General features: G+C 66.3%; 23 protein-coding genes. 15 read left to right on the forward strand and 8 right to left on the reverse strand.

Annotated features, from left to right (window positions below):
- Positions 1-64: 64 nt before the first annotated feature.
- Together HUG10_RS02205 and HUG10_RS02210 are read right to left on the reverse strand one after the other, a co-directional pair.
- Positions 65-811, reverse strand: coding sequence for a site-2 protease family protein (locus tag HUG10_RS02205; RefSeq protein ID WP_246310203.1), 747 nt, complete (start codon positions 809-811; stop codon positions 65-67).
- Positions 812-991: 180 nt separating this feature from the next.
- Positions 992-1,342, reverse strand: a complete 351-nt coding sequence (locus tag HUG10_RS02210) for a hypothetical protein (RefSeq protein WP_179167998.1) — start codon at positions 1,340-1,342, stop codon at positions 992-994.
- Positions 1,343-1,645: 303 nt separating this feature from the next.
- On the opposite strand from HUG10_RS02210, the gene HUG10_RS02215 reads away from it, so the two are divergent.
- Together HUG10_RS02215 and HUG10_RS02220 are read left to right on the forward strand one after the other, a co-directional pair.
- On the forward strand, positions 1,646-2,077 hold the full coding sequence (locus HUG10_RS02215) for a DUF7344 domain-containing protein (protein ID WP_179167999.1): 432 nt from the start codon (positions 1,646-1,648) through the stop codon (positions 2,075-2,077).
- A gap of 135 nt (positions 2,078-2,212) precedes the next feature.
- Positions 2,213-3,181, forward strand: coding sequence for a phosphoadenosine phosphosulfate reductase family protein (locus HUG10_RS02220; protein ID WP_179168000.1), 969 nt, complete (start codon positions 2,213-2,215; stop codon positions 3,179-3,181).
- A 112-nt stretch (positions 3,182-3,293) separates the two neighbouring features.
- Here the strand turns inward: HUG10_RS02220 and HUG10_RS02225 are convergent, their stop codons facing one another.
- Complete coding sequence (locus HUG10_RS02225) at positions 3,294-4,268, reverse strand: M48 family metallopeptidase (RefSeq protein WP_179168001.1); 975 nt, start codon at positions 4,266-4,268, stop codon at positions 3,294-3,296.
- 125 nt (positions 4,269-4,393) lie between these two features.
- Here HUG10_RS02225 and HUG10_RS02230 point away from each other — a divergent pair, with 125 nt between their 5' ends.
- Both HUG10_RS02230 and HUG10_RS02235 read left to right on the forward strand, forming a co-directional pair.
- Positions 4,394-5,131, forward strand: coding sequence for a diphthine--ammonia ligase (locus tag HUG10_RS02230; RefSeq protein ID WP_179168002.1), 738 nt, complete (start codon positions 4,394-4,396; stop codon positions 5,129-5,131).
- 137 nt (positions 5,132-5,268) lie between these two features.
- The gene (locus HUG10_RS02235; protein ID WP_179168003.1) at positions 5,269-5,787 is read left to right on the forward strand and encodes a DUF21 domain-containing protein; all 519 of its coding nucleotides are present in this window, start codon (positions 5,269-5,271) and stop codon (positions 5,785-5,787) included.
- 25 nt (positions 5,788-5,812) lie between these two features.
- Here the strand turns inward: HUG10_RS02235 and HUG10_RS02240 are convergent, their stop codons facing one another.
- A complete protein-coding gene (locus HUG10_RS02240) occupies positions 5,813-6,781 on the reverse strand; it encodes a sugar phosphate nucleotidyltransferase (protein ID WP_179168004.1) in 969 nt (322 codons plus the stop codon).
- Positions 6,782-6,874: 93 nt separating this feature from the next.
- Here HUG10_RS02240 and HUG10_RS02245 point away from each other — a divergent pair, with 93 nt between their 5' ends.
- The 10 genes from HUG10_RS02245 to HUG10_RS02290 all read left to right on the forward strand — a co-directional run bounded on the left by HUG10_RS02245 (position 6,875) and on the right by HUG10_RS02290 (position 15,620).
- Positions 6,875-7,153, forward strand: coding sequence for a transcriptional regulator (locus HUG10_RS02245; protein WP_179168005.1), 279 nt, complete (start codon positions 6,875-6,877; stop codon positions 7,151-7,153).
- A gap of 144 nt (positions 7,154-7,297) precedes the next feature.
- On the forward strand, positions 7,298-7,573 hold the full coding sequence (locus HUG10_RS02250) for a hypothetical protein (protein WP_179168006.1): 276 nt from the start codon (positions 7,298-7,300) through the stop codon (positions 7,571-7,573).
- A gap of 141 nt (positions 7,574-7,714) precedes the next feature.
- On the forward strand, positions 7,715-9,757 hold the full coding sequence (locus HUG10_RS02255; RefSeq protein WP_179168007.1) for an ABC transporter substrate-binding protein: 2,043 nt from the start codon (positions 7,715-7,717) through the stop codon (positions 9,755-9,757).
- A gap of 104 nt (positions 9,758-9,861) precedes the next feature.
- Positions 9,862-10,848, forward strand: coding sequence for an ABC transporter permease (locus HUG10_RS02260; RefSeq protein WP_218780636.1), 987 nt, complete (start codon positions 9,862-9,864; stop codon positions 10,846-10,848).
- A 2-nt stretch (positions 10,849-10,850) separates the two neighbouring features.
- Positions 10,851-11,810 (forward strand): ABC transporter permease, encoded by a 960-nt coding sequence (locus HUG10_RS02265; RefSeq protein ID WP_179168008.1) that lies wholly within the window; start codon positions 10,851-10,853, stop codon positions 11,808-11,810.
- Position 11,811: 1 nt separating this feature from the next.
- A complete protein-coding gene (locus HUG10_RS02270) occupies positions 11,812-12,969 on the forward strand; it encodes an ABC transporter ATP-binding protein (protein WP_179168009.1) in 1,158 nt (385 codons plus the stop codon).
- On the forward strand, positions 12,939-14,330 hold the full coding sequence (locus tag HUG10_RS02275) for an ABC transporter ATP-binding protein (RefSeq protein WP_179168010.1): 1,392 nt from the start codon (positions 12,939-12,941) through the stop codon (positions 14,328-14,330). Before HUG10_RS02270 ends, HUG10_RS02275 begins: the two co-directional genes overlap by 31 nt.
- A gap of 4 nt (positions 14,331-14,334) precedes the next feature.
- Complete coding sequence (locus HUG10_RS02280; RefSeq protein ID WP_179168011.1) at positions 14,335-14,817, forward strand: hypothetical protein; 483 nt, start codon at positions 14,335-14,337, stop codon at positions 14,815-14,817.
- Positions 14,807-15,271: a hypothetical protein gene (locus HUG10_RS02285; RefSeq protein WP_179168012.1), complete on the forward strand. Its 465-nt coding sequence runs from the start codon at positions 14,807-14,809 to the stop codon at positions 15,269-15,271. Before HUG10_RS02280 ends, HUG10_RS02285 begins: the two co-directional genes overlap by 11 nt.
- A gap of 88 nt (positions 15,272-15,359) precedes the next feature.
- A complete protein-coding gene (locus HUG10_RS02290; RefSeq protein ID WP_179168013.1) occupies positions 15,360-15,620 on the forward strand; it encodes a hypothetical protein in 261 nt (86 codons plus the stop codon).
- A gap of 58 nt (positions 15,621-15,678) precedes the next feature.
- Here HUG10_RS02290 and HUG10_RS02295 read toward each other — a convergent pair whose 3' ends face one another.
- The 4 genes from HUG10_RS02295 to hpt form a co-directional block, all read right to left on the reverse strand.
- Positions 15,679-16,218 carry a hypothetical protein gene (locus HUG10_RS02295; protein WP_179168014.1) on the reverse strand — a complete coding sequence of 180 codons (540 nt, stop codon included), beginning with the start codon at positions 16,216-16,218 and terminating at the stop codon, positions 15,679-15,681.
- Positions 16,218-16,463, reverse strand: coding sequence for a hypothetical protein (locus HUG10_RS02300; RefSeq protein WP_179168015.1), 246 nt, complete (start codon positions 16,461-16,463; stop codon positions 16,218-16,220). The genes HUG10_RS02295 and HUG10_RS02300 overlap by 1 nt, the downstream gene beginning before the upstream one ends.
- A 49-nt stretch (positions 16,464-16,512) precedes the next feature.
- Positions 16,513-17,016, reverse strand: a complete 504-nt coding sequence (locus HUG10_RS02305) for a hypothetical protein (RefSeq protein ID WP_179168016.1) — start codon at positions 17,014-17,016, stop codon at positions 16,513-16,515.
- A 109-nt stretch (positions 17,017-17,125) separates the two neighbouring features.
- Entirely contained in the window at positions 17,126-17,692 is a 567-nt protein-coding gene (gene hpt, locus HUG10_RS02310) for a hypoxanthine/guanine phosphoribosyltransferase (RefSeq protein ID WP_179168017.1), read from the reverse strand.
- 119 nt (positions 17,693-17,811) lie between these two features.
- Between hpt and mbhE the strand changes: the two genes are divergently transcribed.
- A complete protein-coding gene (gene mbhE / locus HUG10_RS02315) occupies positions 17,812-20,196 on the forward strand; it encodes a hydrogen gas-evolving membrane-bound hydrogenase subunit E (RefSeq protein WP_394354980.1) in 2,385 nt (794 codons plus the stop codon).
- Positions 20,197-20,205 lie beyond the last annotated feature (9 nt).

The following is a 20,205-nucleotide window of genomic DNA, read 5'->3' on the forward strand; positions in this document are numbered from 1 at the left end:
GCCGTTCGACCAACACCGTCGATCGGATTTCATTGGCAGTCGAGACCGGTACCCGATCGAACCGTTAGGAGACGACGAAGACGAACAGGTACGCTCCGGCGCCGAGCAGGATGCTCGGAACCGCGACGCAGACGTACACGGAGGTATTCCAGAGATACACCTTCCCGCCGTCCAGCGGGCCGAACGGGAGCATGTTGAACCCCGCGAGGATGCAGTTCACGACGACTCCGATGCCGCCGACGGTAAGGAGCAACCCGTCGGTCGAGAGAGTGAACCCTCCGACCCGGGCGACATCGGCCGGATCGAGCACCGGCGAAACAGCCATCACGAGTCCGAACACAACCGCGAGGGCGACGTTCGTCACCGGGCCGGCCAGGGCGATCAGACCGCGTTCGCGCAGGGGGATATCCCGCCGGTGGTAGACGCCGCCGGGCGCGGCGAAGATGAATCCGGCGAGGGCGGTTGCGATTCCCAGCGCTAGCATTCCGTAGTGAGCGCGAAACGCGGCAGCGCGTCCGAATCTGATGGCAACCATCCTGTGGGCCAGTTCGTGGGAGACGAACCCGACTCCCACTGTCAGAAAGCTCAGCGCGAAGAGGTAGGACGTGAAGAACGGCATCGCTTCGAACGCACCCTTGAGCGCCTTGCCGCCGCCAACGAACAGGATGCCGAACGTTACACTCAACAGTACGTACGACGCCGCAAAGTCCCGCAACTCCCACCGCGTCGGAAGATAGCTGGGCTCGATGTCCGATGTCTTTCTCACCTCCTTCGGAGGAGGGGCCTGACTACCGCCCGGGCGCCACGTCATCCACAATCCCCCACTGTCTTCGATTTTCCCATGAAAACGAGGCCATCGCGGAGGATATTTGAAATATCCGTCCCCGATATTAGAACTAGTACTGGCTTTTCCGTGTCCACGAACGCGAGAATCGACTCCGTTCCCGGTCTCAATCGGCCGGATTCGTCCCCTCTTCTGGTCCCGATCGACTCACGAACGCCCGACGAACGTCGCGTCCGCCGAGGTCCGTCCGCGGTTGAACGAAAGCACCTTCGCCCGGATGACGTCACCCTCGCCGAGACTGTTCGGGACGTTCTCGACGAACAGGACGAACCCCTCGACCTTCCCGACGGCGACCCGGTTGCCGGAGTGGTGGTCGGTGAACTCCGTCACGCCGAACTCGTAGCTCTCGCCGATCGTCACAGGCGGTTCCCGTTCCCTCGCCGCCTCGTGCGCGCGTTTCGATTCGCGGGCGTCCCGCGATCGCCGCCGTCGGAGCAGCGCCCCCACGAACAGGACGAACACGGCCCCACCCCCCACGGCGAGCCAGATGGTCTCCATGGTGTGTCCGTGACGGCGATGGAGGTTAAAATTGCAAGCGGTTCGGACACGGTTCGCGATTCCCTGCTGGTCGCGCGTGGGTTCGCGACGTGGGGACTCGTCGACCCCTTCGCTGGTACTGAGGGGATCAGGTCGACACACCTTGGGACGGAGGAGATGCTAGCTACGACACAACAGAGGCCCTTCGTCCGACGAGTCGCTCGATCGGCACCGGATCCCAGGCAGGTTAATGCCGCTTAAACATGCTAAAGAGACATTCAATAAACATGTATTTTAAGCGGCTTCTCCTCGACGTGACCTCCGATGTCCGACGATGATTTCGCTAAATACGAAGGCGAAGATAAACCGGGTGAGAACGGGACGCGTCCGTCCGATTCGGTCCGTCTACGGTCGGACATCGGTACATCCGAGGGGGCGGATACGACGGGCCAACTCCTTCGCACCCTGGCGAACGAGCGACGGCGATCCGTCCTCGCCACGCTCCGCGAATCCGAAGAGGAGGTAGCGTCCCTTGCGGACCTCACGACGGAACTCGTCCGCGACGATGCGGAAGGGAAAGAGACGCCCGTCGAGCAACGTCTCGAGAGAGTAGCCGTCTCCCTTCACCACGCCCACCTGCCGAAACTCGAGGCGTCGGGACTGGTCGAGTACGACGAGCAGGCGGGAGTGGTCCGGTATCGGGGGAGCACTGCGGCCGACGCCCTCGTCGCGTTCGTCACCGACGAGGAACCGTAATCGGCTTCCCCTCGAACGGCTGGCCCGAATTGACTGTACGGACAAAAGTAGTTCTCCGCCTAACCAGTAGCAGCGAGCGACTTCCGGGTTGCAAAAGCCACAAGCTTCTTAGGACCGTAATTATATCTCATTAGTATGGTCCAGCAGTTCCCCGACTACCTCGAAGTGGACTACACGGACGGCGAAGACGAATCGCCCGAGGACTATCCCTCGCTCGAACACAAGATCGAGAAGGCGATCGAGGTCACCCGCGTCGGCCTCGAGGAGTACGAGAACCCCGCGGTCATGTGGACGGGCGGGAAGGACTCCACGCTCACGCTCTACTTCGTGAAGGAGGTGTGCGAGCAGTTCGACCTCGAACTCCCGCCGACGGTGTTCATCGACCACTTCCAGCACTTCCAGGAGATCCACGACTTCGTCGAGCACTGGGCCGACGAGTGGGACCTCGAAGTCATCTACGCGCGCAACGAGGACGTCGGCGACTACGTGGAGGAGCACGACCTGGAACCCGGTGACGATATCCCGGTCTCGGAGCTCTCCGAACACAACCAGCACCACGTGCGCGACATCCTCGAGTACGAGGAGGACACGTTCCCGTTCCTGCTCGACACGTACGTCGGCAACCATCTGCTCAAGACCGTCGCGCTGAACGACGCGCTCGAGGAGTACGACATCGACGGCATCCTCTCGGGCGTTCGCTGGGACGAACAGGAGGCGCGCGCCGACGAGACGTTCTTCTCGCCGCGTCACGACCCCGACATCTACCCGCCCCACGACCGCATCCAGCCGATCCTCCACTTCGACGAGCGGTCCGTCTGGGACGCCTTCTGGCACTTCGTCGTCCCGGACACCGTCGAGGGGTACCCCGAGGGACACGTCCCGCAGTCGGACACGGACCTCCCCGAGGGCCTGACCCAGGACGACATCCCGATCTCGCCGAAGTACTTCGCCGGCTTCCGCTCGCTCGGGAGCGAGGTGAGCACGGAGAAGTCGGCCGACGATCCCGCGTGGCTCCAGGACCTCGACAACACGACCGAGCGCGCCGGTCGCGCCCAGGACAAGGAGGACCTGATGGAGCGCCTGCGCGACCTCGGCTACATGTAGTTCGGCAGAGGGCCACGAAGGAACCGAACTGATTCTCGGTCCGGACCGAGCGAGAGTCCGTTCAGCGCGACGGAGTTCACGGCGGTCGCCGGACGATCGCGTCGGGTCGAACTCAGTCCCCGACGCGAATCCGCGTCCAGTTCCCGCCGTCGTCGCTTCCGTGATCGGCCTGCGTCGCCTTCTCCCTGAGCCGCTCGATCCGTTCGTCCAGTGACGGGTGCGTCGAGAGCAGCCGCGAGAGGGGGTGTTCCTCCTCCGGCGGTGCCGAGAGCCACTCGAACGGGAACCGGAACTCCGAGGATCGCTCGATCTTCCGGAGCGCCCGGGCGAGCGCGAGCGGGCGGCCGGTGACCTCGACCGCGCGGTCGTCCGCGGCGTGCTCCTGTCGCCGGGAGTACGCCCGGACGAACACCGTCATCGCCAGCAGCAGCAGGGTCAGCGACTGCGCCAGCGCGACGTGGAGCCGTCCCGGCGTCGTCCGCTGCCAGTCGCTCGGCCTTCCCCGAAGGAGGGCGAGCCCGGCGGCGAACCCCCGGAGGACGAACGAGAGCGGCACGAGCGCGAGGGAGACGACGCCGACGAGGGTGCGGACCCCGCTGTAGGCGAGCGTCTGGGCCAACCCGTGTCCCGCCTCCAGATGGGCGAACTCGTGCGCGAGGACCGCCTCGAACTCGTCGGGTTCGAGCAGCGTGAACAGCGAGTAGTCGACCACGGTCGCGGGCGTTCTCCCCCCGAGAACCAGCGCGTTTGGCTCCCCGAGTCTCGCGACGTACACCGACGGGGCGGGACAGTTCATCGCATCAGCCAGGTCGTCGCGGATGCGGTAGACGCCGGGTGCCCTGTGGGGTGGGAGTTCCCGGGCGTCCAGGCCGGCCAGGGCGTTTCCCGTACCGAACCGGTAGGTAAGGTACCCGGAGAGCAGTCCCGTCACGACGAGCAGGGCCACGAACGCCACCGGGTCCGGTCGGTTCGCCCAGAGCAGTCGGAGTGCGACCGTGAGCAGGTACGCTGTGGCGACGTAGAACGCGAGGGTGAGGACTCCGACCACGGCCATCGCTACCCGGAGCCAGCTCCGCGCCGTATCCATCGAACGACGGTAGGGTCGCGCCGGCAGAAACGGTGTCGGTCGACCGTCGAACCGTCCTGGCCGTCCTGTGCCGTGCACCCGACCGAACCGCCACCCGTAAGTCGGGAACCGACCGTAGCGTAGGTATGACGAACGACGGCTCGACCCCGGACGAGGGCCGCGCGTGGGTGAGCCTCTTCTCGGGGGGTAAGGACTCGTCGTGGGCGCTGTATCGGGCGCTCGAGTCGGGGCTCCCGGTCGAACGTCTCCTCACCGTCCACCCTGCCGGGGACTCCTACATGTACCACGTGCCGGAGACGCGCCTCGCCTCGCTCGCGGCCGAGAGCGTCGGAATCCCGCTGATTGAGGTGGAACCCGACGATTTCGGCGCGGACGCGGTCGTCGACGCGGGCGAGCAGGGCGACGCGGAACTCGAACCCATGGAGGCGGCGCTCCGGGAACTCGCCGCCGATCTCCCGCTCGCGGGCGTCACCGCCGGCGCCGTCGAGAGCGAGTTCCAGACGTCCCGCATCGAGGCGATGTGCGAGCGGCTGGGGATCGACCTGTTCGCCCCCCTCTGGCAGCGGGACCCCGCCGAACTCGGCGAGGCGATGCTGGAAGCCGGCTTCGAGATCACTATTCTGCAGGTCGCGGCCGCGGGCCTCGACGAGTCGTGGCTCGGTCGAACGCTCGACCGTTCGGCCCTCGAGGAACTGGCGGAGCTGAACGAGGAGTACGGGGTCCACGTGCTCGGGGAGGGCGGGGAGTTCGAGACGTTCGTCACCGACGGGCCGCACATGGACCGTGCCATCGACCTAGAGTACGACGTCGAGTGGGACGGGACACGCGGGCGGATTCGCGTGACGGACGCACGGCTCGAGTAGCGACCCGGTCCGCTCGACGGAGCCCGGATTCGATGGCCGAACGGGACAGTTCGCGCCCGTCAGCGCTCGTCCACGTCCGCCCGGTCTCGGCGACGTGAACACACCGGGTTCATGGACGCCGGCGGAGAGCGGCTCGCATGGTCGAACTCCAGTTGCTCGTCGGCGGCGTCGCCGCGACGGTCGTCCTGCTCGTGTTCAGCGCCTTCTTCTCGAGCAGCGAGATCGCCATCTTCTCGCTCGCGCCCGAGTGGATCGGCCAGCGCTCGGACGCCGGTGACGAGAGCGCGAGGGTCCTCGAATCGCTCCGTGCCGATCCGCACCGGCTGCTCGTGACCATCCTCGTCGGGAACAACGTCGTCAACGTCGCCGTCTCCAGCATCGTCACGCTCCTGCTCGCATCGTACCTGCCCGGTGGGGTCGCCGTGACCGTGGCGACGGCGCTCGTCAGCGCTGTCGTGCTCGTGTTCGGCGAGATCGTCCCGAAGGCGTACGGCCTGGGCAACAAGGAGGAGTGGGCGCTTCGCGTGGCGGTCCCGATTCGGTTGGTCGAGCGTACGCTCTCGCCGCTCGTGACCGTGTTCGACGTGGTCACCCGTCGGATGGCGGAGGCGATCGGGGGGAGCGGGGAGATCGAACTGCTGGTGGTCGACGAGTAGGCGTTCAGGAGGGGGACGCACCGACCTAGACGCCGTTCGTCAGGTGTGAGTGCGCGCCGATGAGCGCTCCCGCGAGGTCCAGCCCGGTGACCGACGTCTCCTCGTCGATGATGGACCGGCGGACGTCGGCGTTGGAGATCGTGGCGTTGCGGAACACGACTGACTCGTCGAGCGACGAGTCGGTGATCTCCGCGCCGGCCATGACGAAGACGTTCTCGCCCAGCGTCGTGTTCTTCACCGTCGCGTCCGGGTGTACCAGGTTCTCGCCGTCGAGCTCCCAGGCGACCGCGTCGAGGTACGAGTCCGGCGTGCCGATGTCGAACCAGGCGCCGTCGAACGTGTACGCGAACACGTCGCGCCGGTTCTGGAGCCACTGGACGAACCACCCCGGCTCGTCGGGGTTGTTGCCGTCCGAGAGGTAGGTCTCGAGCAGGTCGAGGACCTCCCGCGGGTAGGCGTAGCAGGCGACCGAGACCAGCGTGCTGTTCGGGTCGTCGGGTTTCTCCTGGAAGTCGACGACCTGATCGCCGTCGAGTTCGACGAGCCCGTAGTTCTTCGCGCGCTCCCGGGACCCGACGTCGTACGCCGCGATGGTCGTCTCGCCCTTGCGTTCGAAGTAGTCGACGAAGTCGGCGATGTCGAACGAGAGGAGGTTGTCGCCGGCGACGACGATCAGGTCGTCGTCGACGCCCTCGCGGTCGACGAGCTGTGCGAGCGCGCCGATGACGCCGAACTTCTCCGACTCCTCGGAGGTGTCCTCGATGGAGAGTTTGGGCTTCTCGAACCCGGAGTCAGCGAGGTATTCCTCGAACTGCTCCGCGAACCGTTCGTTCGTGGACACGAACACCTCGTCGACGCGGTCGTCGGCCTCGAGATCGGAGAATATCTGGTCGATGACCGTCCCCTCGCCGACGGGGAGGAACATCTTGGGCCTGTGACGCGTGATCGGCCACAGGCGCGTGGCGAAGCCGCCGGCGAGCACGACTGCCTTCATACCTTTCGTAATCCGCTGGGGCGGTTAAGGCCTTTTTCCTCTCGCCTGCCGGGTTGCGAAAGCGTCACCTTCCCCCGGCTGCTCCCGACAGGTATGCCAGAGCGGACGACCCGTCAGCGGATCGCCGACGAGCTCCGGGAGGATGTGGCGACGGCCGGGGTCCTCTCGACCCGTCTCGACGTCCCGGCGCCCGAGGTGTACGAGCACGTCCGGCACGTGGCACGTTCCCTGGAGGACGAGGAGCTCCTCGTCTCCCCTCCGGAGTGTCGCGACTGTGGCTTCTCGGGGTTCGACGACCCAGTGAACGCCCCCTCACGGTGTCCGGAGTGCCGGAGCGAGAACCTGGCCGAGGCCGCGTTCAAGATCGAGTGAGGACGCTGCACGCCACGGCACGTATCTTCGTCACGCCCGACCACGGTAGCGAGGCCCAGTCGTGTTCACGGTTGTCCACACGGGGTCGGATCGCTATTGTGTATACGTGGAGTCTTTAACCACGCTGGCGACAGATCGGCACGTATGGCACTCGAGACCCGATCGGTGTTCGCCATCGTCGGGGTGGTGTTCCTGTCGGTCGGAACCGCCCTCCACGCTTCCGAGCGCACTGGGCCGGGCCTGCTCTGCCTGACCGTTGGGTTCCTCTTCGCGGGTGGGTGGGCGTTCCTCGGGATGGAACTCGCGCGGAACGGCGAGGCAAGCACGCCCGCGGAGACGTACCTCTCGGGGGGGATGGCGGCGATGACGTTGGCGCTGTACTTCGGGATCCGAACGCACGAAACGATGTTCAGTCGATGACCTCCGAGCGTCGTGGCGGCGAGGGCCCGTACCGTCGGTACGAACCCCTTACTGGTCCCAACCAGTCGGGTACGAAATGTATGGATTCGATATGGTTCAAATGCACAAAGTTAAGTAAGACATTCTATAACGAGGGTGCGTATGTCCGACAGTCAGACCGGTTCGAACCGCCGTCGATTCCTGAAAGGAACCGGCGCAGCAGCCGTCTCGCTCGGCCTCGCAGGCTGTAGCGAAGGCGGGGACAACACGCCCTCCGGTGAGGATACTCCCACCTCCGACACGACGCCGACAGACAACACCGTCGACGAGAGCAACATCACGAAGGGCGGGAACTTCCGCATCGGGATGGATCAGGCCCCCGACGGCATCAACGTCTTGAACACGAACTCGGCGTACTCGAGCCTCTTCCTAGACCTGATTCACGAGTACGGGACGACGGTGGACCCGGTCACCGCCTCCGTCCGCCCGAACGTGTTCTCCGAATGGGAGGTCGAGGAGCTCGACGAGACGGGCGAGGACGACAAGCCGAACGTCCTCGTTCGGATCAAGGTCCGCGACGGGCTGACGTTCAACGACGGGAGCGACCTCTCCGTCTCGGACGTCGTCTTCTCGTACAACTACATCATGGAGCAGGAGCCTGGCGCCTTCGTCTCCTACATCGACCCCATCACGGAAGTGGTCGAATCCGACGCGAGCGACTGGGACGTCGAGATGACGCTCGCTCAGCCGCTGGGGACCTACGACTCCGTCCAGCTCGGTTACATCCCGATCCTGGCCGAGAGCGAGTGGTCCGACGTGGACGACTACCAGTCCTACGAGCCGAACCCCGAGAACGACGGCGAGATGCTCGGTCTCGGTCCCGGCGTCCTCACCCGCTACGAGCCCGACACCTCCATCGAGATCAGCTTCGCCGAGCGCGAGGGCGACTACCTGCTCTCGGACCTCGAGTGGCAGTCCGAGGTCAACGGCATCATCTCGGGCGGCCCGTTCGTGGACGCCGTCCGGATCTTCGTGTACGGGAGCAATAACGCCCTCAACCAGGCGTTCCTCAACGGGGACATCGACACGATGTACGACAGCATCAACACCTCCCGAATCTCCGACGTGGAGGACGCCGACGGCCTGAGGCTCGTCGACGGGTTCGACACCGGCTACAGCCACTACTCGTTCAACCTCCGCAACCCACCGTTCGACGACATCACGTTCCGGCAGATCCTCGGCTTCGCGTTCGACGAGATCTACAAGACCGAACAGCTCAACCAGGGCTACCAGCAGGCCGGGGACTTCGTGATGCCGCCGGGCTACACGCAGGTCCGGCCGGAGTCCGAGACGGACACCGAGATCCTCACCGCCCCCGCCTCGGAGGCGTTCTCGTTCCGGCAGTCGGACCCGGGCGTAGTCGACGTCGAGGCGATCCGGACGTTCCTCACCGAGGGGAACGCCATCACCGGAGAGAGCGGCACCTTCGCGGGGTTCGAGTACCCGGGCAGCCACACCGGCGTGACGGCGAGCCAGTCCGAGTCGAAGTACGACTACACCTTCGACTCCGTCGAGTCCGACGTCCTCTCGGACGCGGACACCGACCAGGAGATCCGCATCGACGGGCAGACCCTGACGGAGTTCCGCGACGGCGAACCGCTGACGTTCTACATCACCCCGGCCGAGGACGGCCCGCAGGCCGCGAAGATGATGGAGGACTTCATCTCCAAGCTCCGACAGGTCGGCATCCCGGTCCACCGGGAGGTCAACACGTTCAACACGATGTTGACGCAGGTGTACATCGAGGAGGACTTCGACCTCTTCCCGATGGGCTGGGTCAACCTCTCGCCGTTCGCGGTCAGCACGCTGTACGGGCTGTTCCACAGCTCCCAGGCGGACGACCACTCGGAGGGGAACTCCGACACGGACAAGAACAACCCGATGGGCTACGGGCTGTTCGAGGACGCCACCGCGGACGACCTCATCGAGCAGGCCCGGACGGAACTGGACGCGGAGAAGCGTAACTCCCTCGCCCGTCAGGCGGTCGAGAAGGTGTACCTGGACTTCCCGACGATGGTCACCAGCTACGACATCACGAAGTGGCCGGTGAACGACGCGAACTGGAACGGCTTCCTCGGCAACATCCCCGGTCCGGGAACCACCTACCTGGGCTATCAGTTCATGCAGGTCCACAAGGCGGAGTAAACTGCAGTTTCGGTTTCCGCAGTTTTATGAACGATACGTGCACCGTTTCAACAGATTCATATCCGGTCCGTTGCATATTCGGTCACATCGTGGTCTGACAACGCATGACTAGAATCAGTGGAAAGTACCTCGCAAAACGGATCGTCGTTTCGTACCTGACGCTCCTCGTCATCATGTCCCTGCTGTTTCTCCTGCTTCGCAGCATGCCGGGGTCGTTCGTCACCGGGATGATCACCCCGGGGATGACGTCCGAGCAGGTCGAGCGCATCCGGCAGGAGTGGGGGCTGAACGAGCCGATGTGGAAACAGTACGTCAACTTCATGGTGAACTACCAGACGGGGAACTTCGGGCGTTCTCCGACGCACAAGACCGAGGTCTGGAGCCTCATCGTCCGTCGGATGCCGCGGACCATCGTCCTGTTCGGCTCGACGTTCCTCATCGGGTTCGTCATCGGGCCGCTGGTGGGGATGTACCTCGGCTGGTGGCGGGGCAGCACGAAGGACAAGAGCATCTTCAGCACCTCGCTGTTCGTCTACTCCATGCCCGCCTTCTGGATCGCCTGGCTGTTCATCTGGGTGTTCAACTACGAACTGGGGTGGTTACCGAGCGCGTACATGTTCACCCAGTTCCCGGAGTTCGAGTGGAACGCGTTCACGGTGATGCGCGACGTGCTGTACCACATCGCGCTCCCCCTGATGAGCCTCACCTTCATCGGTTGGGTCGGATCGATGCTCATCATGCGGCCGACGATGAACAACGTCACCGACGAGGGGTACGTGTTCCTCGCGCGTGCGAAGGGGCTCTCTGAACGCACGGTGATGATCAAACACGCGGCGCGGAACGCGCTCATCCCAGTGGTCACGGGGGCGATCATCAGCCTCGCGTTCCTCATCGACGGGGCGGTCATCATCGAACAGGTGTTCAACTGGCCCGGCATGGGCGCGCTGATCGTCGACGCGGTCCTGAACAACGACATGCCGGTCGCGCAGGCGACGTTCTTCATGATCGCGGTGATGGTCGTCATCATGCGCCTCCTCACTGACGTCGTGTACACGTACCTCGACCCGCGGATCAAATTCGGTGAGAACTGACAATGGCGACCGAACAGGGGAACACGTCGAACCTGGAATCGTTCAAGAAGCGCTGGGAACCGCGCGTAGAGCGTCTGCGCCGGAGCTGGGGCCGGTTCACCGAACACAGGATGGGGGTCGTCGGGCTGATCATCCTCTTTATCTTCGGACTCTGGTCCCTCGTGCCGGAATTCTTCGCACCCCACTCGCTCGAGTGGGTCGCGTACCTCGGCGAACCGCCACACGAGGCGCGTCTCTCCGGCGAGCAGAGACGGACGCTCCCACACCCGCCGGCGTTCGGCGACCCGTTCTTCGCGCCGCTCGGCACGAACCAATACGGCGAAGGCATCCTCACGCTCGTCATCTACTCCGCGAGCACCGCGATGTACATCGGCCTCGCGGCCGGCCTGCTCTCCAGCCTCGTCGGCGTGCCGCTCGGGCTCATCTCCGGGTTCTACGGCGACACTTGGATCGACGAGACGATCCAGCGGGTGGTCGACGTGATGTACGGCCTGCCGTTCCTCCCGTTCCTCATCGTGCTGGTGGCCATCCGCGGCGTCAACACGACGAACATCATCATCGGCATCGCCGTCACCTCGTGGCTCAACAACTGCATCGTCATCCGGGGCGAGACGCTCTCGCTCCGCGAACGCTCGTACGTCGAGTCGGCGAAGGTGGCGGGAGCGAGCGACACGCGAATCATCTTCAGGCACATCATGCCGAACGTCCTCCCCCTCTCGTTCGTGTTCCTCGCGCAGGACGCGGCCGGCGCCATCCTCGCCCAGGCGGCGCTTGCGTACCTCGGCCTCGCGGACTTCACCGCGAACTCCTGGGGTATCATGCTCCAGAACATCCAGGCGGGGGGGTACGTGTTCCAGGCGTGGTGGTGGCTCATCCCGCCGGGGCTCGCGATCACCCTGATCGCCGCGGCGTTCTACTTCATCGGCTTCTCGATGGAGGACGTGACCAACCCACAGCGATAACATGACACTACTGGAAGTCAACGACCTCTCGATACGATACGCGGTCGAGGACGGCTCGTCGGTCCACGCTGCCGACGACGTCTCCTTCACCGTCGAACGCGGCGAGACGTACGGCCTCGTCGGCGAGTCCGGGTGCGGGAAGACGACGCTCGCGAAGAGCCTCGTCCACCTGCTGGACTCGAACGGCTACATCGAATCCGGGGAGGTGTGGTTCGACGCGACGCTCCCGGCGTGGGAGGACGACGACGGGAACCCGCGCCGCGAGATCGTCGAGGACGACAGCTACCCGGTTCGCGCGGACGGGAAGACGAACCTCGCGGCGCTCTCGACACAGCAGATTCGGGACATCCGCTGGCGCGACGTCGCGCTCATCCCGCAGAGCGCGATGAACGCGCTGAATCCCGTGTACAAGGTGGGCGACCAGATCGTCGAAGCCATCCTCAGACACGAACCGGGAACGACCAAGCGGGAGGCCGACGAACGCGCCAGGGACCTGCTCGAACGGGTCGGCATCGAACCCGACAGGGCCGACGACTACGCCCACCAGTTCTCCGGCGGGATGAAACAGCGCGCCGTCATCGCGATGGCGATGGCCTGCGGGCCGGACCTGCTCATCGCCGACGAGCCGACGACGGCGCTCGACGTCATCATCCAGGACCGCATCCTCGAGGAACTCGAGAAGCTCCAGGAGGAGTTCGGCGTTTCGATTCTCGTCATCAGCCACGACATCTCGGTGATGGCCGAGATCTGCGACCGGATGGCTGTGATGTACGGGGGGAAGGTGATGGAGAGCGGCCCGAAGGAGGACATCTTCCAGCGGACAGCGAACCCGTACACGCTCGGGCTGAAGAACTCATTCCCGACCATCACGCAGCGGAACCAGTCGCTCGTCTCCATCCCCGGGACGCCGCCGACGCTCCGGGACCCCGAGGAAGGGTGTCGCTTCCGGGACCGGTGCCCGTTCGTGGTCGAGGAGTGTCACGCGAGCCACCCACCGATGTACGACGTCGAGTCGGTGGAGTCCGAGGGGGTCCGCCGCGAGTCGGCGGACCAGCGGTCCCACCGGTCGGCGTGCTATCGCGTCGACGAGCTCGAACAGATCCGAACCGACGCAACCCAGGAGGACACATGGACGGAACAGGAGATCGAGAACCGCTAGTCGAAGTAGAGAACGTCAGCAAACTGTTCGACACCACTCAGGGTGTCGTGGACACCATCCTGGGTCGCGAGCCGCGGCCCGTTCGCGCCGTCGACGACGTGTCGTTCACCATCGAGCGGGGCGATATCGTCGGCATCGCCGGCGAGTCGGGCTGCGGGAAGACGACGCTCGGCAAGCTCCTGGTGAAGCTGTACGAGCCGACGGAGGGGACCATCCGATTCGACGGCGAGGAGATCACCGGGATGTCGAGCCAGGCGGAATCGGAGTTCCGCAAGCGGGTCCAGATGATCTTCCAGGACCCGTTCGAGTCGCTGAACCCCCGCATGTCCGTCTTCGACACGGTCGCCGAGCCGCTGAAGATCAACGGGATCGTCGACGACTACCAAGACCGGCGCGAGCGCGTCAGCCGGGTGCTGAACGACGTGGGGCTCGCCCCGGCGGAGGTGTACCTCGACGCGTTCCCGGACGAACTCTCCGGCGGCGAGCGCCAGCGGGTCGCCATCGCCCGCGCGCTCGTGGTCGACCCCGAGTTCGTCGTCTGCGACGAGCCGGTGTCGATGCTGGACGTCTCGATCCGGGCGGGCGTCCTGAACCTCATGAAGGAGCTCCAGGACGAGTACGACCTCACGTACCTGTTCATCAGCCACGACCTCTCGCTCATCCGGTACATGTGCGATCGGTCCGGCATCATGTACCTCGGCGACATGGTCGAGCAGGGGCCGACCGACGACGTGATCGACGACCCCAAACACCCGTACACTGAGGCGCTGTTCGACGCCGTTCCCGACGTGGAACTGGGCGAGGACCGCCGCCGGGCGAACGCGACCGGCGAGGTCCCGTCGCCGCGGGACCCACCGCCGGGCTGTCGGTACAACCCCCGGTGTGCCCACGTCATCCCGCCGGACGACTGGACCGGGAGCCAGGAGGCGTTCCGTCGCGCCCACCAGTTCAGGCTCAAACTCCGTCGCGGCGACCTCGACGCGGGGACGCTCGCGGACGGGTCCGCCGAAGGAGGGGAGCCGGAACGTGAACTCGTCGAGCAGGGCCTGACGCTCGACGTCCCCGAGGAGTTCCAGACGCAGACGGAGATCGAGTCGGGCGGCCACCGCGTCTCGCTCCGGGAACTCGACCTGCCCGCGAACGTACGCGACGCGCTGTTCGGCGCGGCCGGGACCGTCCTCGACGGCGACCCGGGGGCGGCGGCCGACGGGCTCGAGGACGTGCTCGGGACGGTGTGCGAGCACGAACATCCGGATCCGCGACCGGCGGACAGCCGGCTGGTCTCCTGTCACCTCTACGACGGTGACGGCTCAGGGCCGAACACGAACCCCCCCGTCGACGCGATGGCGACGGAGGACTGACGGGATGGCGGCTCCCCGCTCCCAGCCCCTCCTCCCGGCCGCCCTCGGTCTCCTGCTCGTGACTGCCGGGACGGCGTTCGGACTCACGTTCGCGACCCAACTGGAGTGGCAACAGCGTGACGCCGTGACCGCGACGGTGAACGACGTGACGCTTTCCGATCCCGCCGATACGGGTCCGCGAGTGGCGGCTAACCTGTCGGTTGGGAACCCGCTGGACCGGCCGATCGACGTGTCGTCGCTCCGCCTGCTCGTCTTCGAGGGCGACCCGCCACCGGACCGAGACGACCGGTTGAGCGTGCCTCGATCGGCCAGGATCGAGCAGGTAACCATCCCTGCCTGCGGAACCGTCACAGTCCGCGCACACGCCGACGTCCGCGACGAGGACGTCGACCGGACGCGGCGCGCGCTGGCGAACGGAACGGCGAACAGTCGGGGGCTACTGACGCTACGACTCGCGGGTCGGGAGTTCGAGATCGATGTCGAGTAGGGTCTCGACGCTCCGGTCCGTTCTCACCGATCCGGCGCGCGCTTCACGCAGGTCGCGGGCCGAGCGGTCGCTCGTCGTCCTGTTCGTCGGTCTCGCCACCGGCCTGCTCGCCGCGATGGCTCACTACGTCACCCTGCACGCCGAACTGGCGCCCGCGTGGGTCTCGAACGGTCCCGCGTTCGCGGTCGTCCTCCTCGCCGGGGTCCTCGCGAAACTCCTTGCCGCACAGATGCGGACCAGCGCCGCCGCGATCATCGTCGCGTGCGCCGCGGGGCTCGGCTTCTCGATCGCGTTCGAGGTCGCGCCGTACTACCTGCTCGGCATCGACACACTCGGCGGGTACGCGGTCGTCGTGCCGATCGGCGAGGCGACGCTGGCCTTCGTCGGCGAGCAGTTCCCGCTCCAGTTCCTCGGGTACATCCTCGGCGTGGTCTACCACGGGGTTACGGCGTGAGACGCAGTCCGGAGACGAAAGCACGGTCGTGAGGGGGGGACGGGGTCGGTACGATAGACCTTTCCCGGTCCCGGCGGTATCCGTCGCCATGTCGAGGGACCTTCCGACCGAGGAGAGGCCGGTCAGGGAGCGGGGCACGTACGCGAAACACGGCCACGATCCGACGCTCGCCTCGTACGCCTCCTCCCTGTTCCTCCTGCTCTCCGTCCCGACGTTCGTGCTCCTCGCGTACGCGGGGTACTGGTGGGGGTACTACCCGGAGACGACGGTCGTTCCGGTGTTCGCGGGGTTGCTGGTCGGGTCACTCGCGGTCGCGTTCACGCTGATGCACGTGCTCACCGGGCGGTGAGCGGTCGGCGGAATCGGGAACTGTCGTCCGTGGAGGGGACGACTGACGGATCAGCGGGTCAGTACCACTTGTCCTCGTAGGCGCACGTGACGGGCTCGGTGACCACGTTGGTCGCGAGTGCCAGCGAGACGAGCGCCACGTCGTCGCCGTACACGCTCGGGTCGACGCCGTCGCCGCTCCAGCCGGCGAGCGCGACGCCGAGGTCGACGTGGTTGTCGAAGACGGTGACGAGCCACTCCTCCGGGAGTTCGCCCTCGATATCGCCCTCCCGGATGAGCCGGAACAGGTACTTGAACGTCGTGTCGTCCCGATCGCTGACGTCGCCCCCGGCCTCGAAGCCGGGGACTTGGGGCGTTCCGAACAACTGGACGAGGCGGTAGAGCACCATTCCGATGTCGAGGCTGCTGCCGGGCTCGTCCGGGTCCGAGTTCAACTGGACGTATACGTCGTTGCGCTCCTCGCGGAGGTTCAGTTCGCGGAGTTCCTCGCCCGCCCCCACTCGCGTCTCGATCTCCTCGCGCGAGACGGGGACGAGCGTGAACTCGCGGAGTTCCTCGATGGAGGGCGCGTCGGGGTGGTCGCGGATGTCGACCGGCATCAGGTGGCGAACCGCATGAAGCCCCTGTAGCCCAGGTAGGCGACGCCGATGAGGACGATCCCGGTGACCATGACGATGACCGCGTCGGTGCGGGTGACGCCGTCGAGCCCGTTCAGTTCGAAGAAGAGGGTGACGCCGATGACGGTGAAGATGTACCCCAGGACGATGCTGACGAGGCCCACGAGGAGGGAGACGACCCCGACGGGGCCGACGAGGCCGTTCGGAATCCGCTGTTCGACGGACATCTCTACAGAACCCACGGGTATGGGGGCTAATATATCTCCCGCTCGATTCTCAGCTCCCGTCCTCCGATTCCCCGTCGCGTCCGTCGGTATTCCGACCAGTCCCCCCACCGTCTGCGCCGGACCCGAGGCGCTCGTCGTCCCGATGACGAACGTCGTCCTCGCGGCGGTCAGCGCTCCCGCCCTCACTGCGACCGCGTTCCGCGTCCCCCGGCGCGCTGTCGCCGAGCGGGCTCATGCTCGGGTCGAACTCAGTCTCCCGGTCCGGCCCGTGGGCGGACGTGTCCGTCGGGCCGTCGTCGGACGAGCCGGGACGTTCGTCCGTGTGGTCCCCGCGTTCGTCGCTCGTGAGGTCATACTGCTCCGCGACGGGTCGGCGGGCCCGGTAGCCGAGCGCGACGAGTACCAGTCCGACGACGAACGTGAGGACGAACGCCGGCGAGGTGATGGACACCTGGCCGGTCACGACGGCGAGGTGGAGGGCCTGGCCGACGGCGAGCGCGCCGACCACGAGGAGTACCGTGCTGAGCAGTCCGTAGAGCCGGGTCGAGGGCATGACCGGGGCTGCGTTCGGGAGGATGAAAAGTACCCCGTCCGCCCCCGTCCGGTCAGTTCGAGCCATCTAGGGCTGGTCGGACCGAGAACGCGGGTCGCGTCGACGCCGCTCAGCCGTCGCCGAACTCGTCGACGATCACGACCTCGCCGTCGTCGACGGTGACGTTGATGAGCGTCTTGACGGAGTAGTCGGTCTCGTCGAGCTTGTTGGGCCCGGCCTTCTTGATGACCGCGACGACGTCGACGATGTCCGCGCCTATGTGCGAGAGCGCGTCGAGGATGCCCTTCATCGTCCCGCCCGTCGAGAGTACGTCGTCGAGCACGAGCACCTTGTCGCCCTCGTACACGTCGTTGATGTACATCTCTGACTCCGAGTAACCCGTTTCCTGCGACAGCGACACCTCGCCATCGAGGCCGTACTCGCGCTTGCGGATGACGACGAGCGGGATGTCGGTCATCAGCGAGAGCGCGGTGGAGATGTGGATGCCCATCGCGGCCGGTGTGACGATCTTGTCGACGTCCTCGATCTCCGCCTTGCGGATGATGCGGATCACGATCTCCCGCAACAGTTCGGGCTCCAGCATCGGGACGCCGTCGCTGATGGGGTGGACGAAGTACTGGTACTCTCCCTTCTCGATGATGGGCGCGTCGAGCAAGGACTGCCGCAGTTGGTCCATGTCGCCGGTACTCCGAGGGCGCTGTAAAAGACTGCGGATTCCTCGTGTGGTGACGGGAGCCGGTCGTCTCCAGCGTCGGTTTGATAACACCTAAGTCCGCCTCCCCCTACCGAATTCGTGTGCTCGAAATCGTTCTCGCCATCGTGTTCCTCCCGTTCGCGGGGGCGGCGCTCACGCCGCTCGTCTTCCGGGTGGCCGGCGAGCGAACCGCCTACTACGCGGCGGGGGTCGCGGCGGTCTGTCTCGGGCTCGTCGGCCAGTTGTACGCGACCGGCGCCCACGGGCTGGCGAGTATCGAGTGGGTTCCCTCGCTCGGCATCTCGCTGGCCTTCTACGTCGACGGCCTCTCGCTGCTCATCTCGATGCTCGCCTCCGGGGTCGGCGTGCTCATCCTCGCCTACTCGGGCGGGTACATGCACGGCGAACCGGGCCAGGCGAAGTACTACGCGACGCTGCTGGCGTTCATGGGCTCGATGCTCGGCGTCGCGCTCGCGGCGGACCTGTTCGCGCTGTTCACCTTCTGGGAGCTGACGAGCCTCTCGTCGTTCCTCCTCATCGGCCACTACACGAGCGAGGGCTCCTCCCAGTACGCCGCCCGGAAGTCGATGCTCATCACCGTCGCCGGCGGCCTGTTCATGCTCGCAGGCTTCCTCCTCTTCGCGTGGGCCGGCGGGACGACGCTCATCGTCGGCGAGGGCTCGCTGACGGCGAACGCGGACGCGACCGTCGAGACGCTCCGGACGGCGGGGCTGTTCGTCCCCTCGCTGCTCCTCCTCGGGATCGGCGCGGCCACGAAGTCCGCGCAGGTGCCGTTCCACGTCTGGCTCCCGAACGCGATGGAGGCGCCGACGCCCGTCTCCGCGTTCCTCCACTCCGCGACGATGGTGAAGGCCGGCGTCTACCTCGTCGGTCGGTTCCGGCCGTTCTTCCTCGAGGCCGTCCCCGAGGGGACACACCTCCCCGAGTGGTCGCTCGTGTTCGTCACGCTCGGCCTGCTGACGATGACCGTCACGGCCATCCTCGCCGTCCAGGCGACCGACATCAAGGAACTGCTCGCCTACTCGACGGCCTCCCACCTCGGGCTCATCGTCGCCGGGTTCGGCGTCGCCAACGCCTACGGCGCCGAGACGGGCGCGTTCCACATCCTCAACCACGCGTCGTTCAAGGCGGCGCTGTTCCTCGTCGCCGGGATCGTCGCCCACGAGGCCGGGACGCGCGACATCTCGAAGCTCCGGGGCCTCCGGCACGACCTCCCGGTGACGGCGCTCGTCGCCGGCCTGGCGTCGCTGTCGATGGCGGGCGTGCCGCCGTTCAACGGCTTCTACTCGAAGGAACTGCTGTTCGAGGCGACGTACGAACTCGCCCACGAGGTCGGCGGCCTGACGTGGCTGTTCCCGGTCGTCGCCGTGTTCGGCTCGGTGTTCACGTTCCTCTACTCGCTGAAGTTCCTCTCGCTGTTCCTCGGCGACCGGAACGACGACCTGGGACACGTCCACCGGCCGCCGCTCGCGATGCTGGTGCCGCCGGCCGTCCTGGGCCTCCTCGTCACGGTCATCAGCGTCGACCCCCAACTGGCCGTTGACGCGCTCGTGGGCGAGGTGTACGGGAGCACGGTCCCCGGCGAGGCCCACGCGTTCTCCGTCGGCCTTCCGACGCACCTCACACCGCCGGTGGCCATGAGCGCGATCACCATCGGCATCGGCGCGCTCCTCTGGCCGCAGTACGACCGGATCCACGACGGGATTCGCGCCCTGCTGCACGGGCCGGTCCGCGCGAACTGGTGGTACGACGGGGGCGTCAAGGGACTGACGGCGGGGTCGAAGTCCGTCGCCTCCAGGGTCCAGACGGGGCTCCTCCGCACGTACGCGACGTGGGCGCTCGGGGCGACGGCGGCGCTTGTCGTGGGCGGCTACCTCGTCGCGGGCGTCGGCTTCCCCCCGCTCGAACTCGCCGAGGGGATGACCGTCCCGATGGTACTCGTCCTGCTGGTCGCGCTCGTCGGCGCGGCCGCGGTGGGCGTGGCGCCGTCCCACATCGCCGGCGTGCTCACGCTGTCCATCGTCGGGTTCATGGTCGCCATCTTCTTCATCCTCGCCGACGCGCCCGACCTCGCGCTCACCCAGCTCGTCGTCGAGACGCTCGTGCTAGTGCTGTTCCTGCTCGTGCTCGACAGGCTGCCGGTCTACTACGGGACCCCCCGGGTCTCGGTCGCCGTCCGCGACGCCGCGCTCTCGCTGATCGTCGGCGCGACGGTGTTCCTCACGGTCGTGTTCTCGACCGCGGGGAGCCCGGACACCATCGGCGGGAGCCTCTCGCGGCTGGCCGGCGTTCCGGGCGAGCACGCCACGTTCTTCATGGACTACGGGGGCGGGTACAACGTGGTGAACGTCGTGCTCGTCGACTTCCGCGCCGTCGACACGCTCGGGGAGGTGACGGTGGTCGCCATGGCCGCCCTCTCCGTGCTCACGCTCGTCCGGATGCGCGAACGGGGTGAGGCGCAGTGACGAACGCAT

The sequence above is a fragment of the Halorarum halophilum genome (assembly GCF_013401515.1).
GTDB lineage: Archaea > Halobacteriota > Halobacteria > Halobacteriales > Haloferacaceae > Halorarum > Halorarum halophilum.

What these genes read in the sequence shown, in the direction of transcription:
- HUG10_RS02205 (WP_246310203.1), bottom strand. Translation starts at nt 811, where the DNA reads ATGACGTGGCGCCCGGGCGGTAGTCAGGCCCCTCCTCCGAAGGAGGTG.
- HUG10_RS02210 (WP_179167998.1), bottom strand. Translation starts at nt 1,342, where the DNA reads ATGGAGACCATCTGGCTCGCCGTGGGGGGTGGGGCCGTGTTCGTCCTG.
- HUG10_RS02215 (WP_179167999.1), top strand. Translation starts at nt 1,646, where the DNA reads ATGTCCGACGATGATTTCGCTAAATACGAAGGCGAAGATAAACCGGGT.
- HUG10_RS02220 (WP_179168000.1), top strand. Translation starts at nt 2,213, where the DNA reads ATGGTCCAGCAGTTCCCCGACTACCTCGAAGTGGACTACACGGACGGC.
- HUG10_RS02225 (WP_179168001.1), bottom strand. Translation starts at nt 4,268, where the DNA reads ATGGATACGGCGCGGAGCTGGCTCCGGGTAGCGATGGCCGTGGTCGGA.
- HUG10_RS02230 (WP_179168002.1), top strand. Translation starts at nt 4,394, where the DNA reads ATGACGAACGACGGCTCGACCCCGGACGAGGGCCGCGCGTGGGTGAGC.
- HUG10_RS02235 (WP_179168003.1), top strand. Translation starts at nt 5,269, where the DNA reads ATGGTCGAACTCCAGTTGCTCGTCGGCGGCGTCGCCGCGACGGTCGTC.
- HUG10_RS02240 (WP_179168004.1), bottom strand. Translation starts at nt 6,781, where the DNA reads ATGAAGGCAGTCGTGCTCGCCGGCGGCTTCGCCACGCGCCTGTGGCCG.
- HUG10_RS02245 (WP_179168005.1), top strand. Translation starts at nt 6,875, where the DNA reads ATGCCAGAGCGGACGACCCGTCAGCGGATCGCCGACGAGCTCCGGGAG.
- HUG10_RS02250 (WP_179168006.1), top strand. Translation starts at nt 7,298, where the DNA reads ATGGCACTCGAGACCCGATCGGTGTTCGCCATCGTCGGGGTGGTGTTC.
- HUG10_RS02255 (WP_179168007.1), top strand. Translation starts at nt 7,715, where the DNA reads ATGTCCGACAGTCAGACCGGTTCGAACCGCCGTCGATTCCTGAAAGGA.
- HUG10_RS02260 (WP_218780636.1), top strand. Translation starts at nt 9,862, where the DNA reads ATGACTAGAATCAGTGGAAAGTACCTCGCAAAACGGATCGTCGTTTCG.
- HUG10_RS02265 (WP_179168008.1), top strand. Translation starts at nt 10,851, where the DNA reads ATGGCGACCGAACAGGGGAACACGTCGAACCTGGAATCGTTCAAGAAG.
- HUG10_RS02270 (WP_179168009.1), top strand. Translation starts at nt 11,812, where the DNA reads ATGACACTACTGGAAGTCAACGACCTCTCGATACGATACGCGGTCGAG.
- HUG10_RS02275 (WP_179168010.1), top strand. Translation starts at nt 12,939, where the DNA reads ATGGACGGAACAGGAGATCGAGAACCGCTAGTCGAAGTAGAGAACGTC.
- HUG10_RS02280 (WP_179168011.1), top strand. Translation starts at nt 14,335, where the DNA reads ATGGCGGCTCCCCGCTCCCAGCCCCTCCTCCCGGCCGCCCTCGGTCTC.
- HUG10_RS02285 (WP_179168012.1), top strand. Translation starts at nt 14,807, where the DNA reads ATGTCGAGTAGGGTCTCGACGCTCCGGTCCGTTCTCACCGATCCGGCG.
- HUG10_RS02290 (WP_179168013.1), top strand. Translation starts at nt 15,360, where the DNA reads ATGTCGAGGGACCTTCCGACCGAGGAGAGGCCGGTCAGGGAGCGGGGC.
- HUG10_RS02295 (WP_179168014.1), bottom strand. Translation starts at nt 16,218, where the DNA reads ATGCCGGTCGACATCCGCGACCACCCCGACGCGCCCTCCATCGAGGAA.
- HUG10_RS02300 (WP_179168015.1), bottom strand. Translation starts at nt 16,463, where the DNA reads ATGTCCGTCGAACAGCGGATTCCGAACGGCCTCGTCGGCCCCGTCGGG.
- HUG10_RS02305 (WP_179168016.1), bottom strand. Translation starts at nt 17,016, where the DNA reads ATGCCCTCGACCCGGCTCTACGGACTGCTCAGCACGGTACTCCTCGTG.
- hpt (WP_179168017.1), bottom strand. Translation starts at nt 17,692, where the DNA reads ATGGACCAACTGCGGCAGTCCTTGCTCGACGCGCCCATCATCGAGAAG.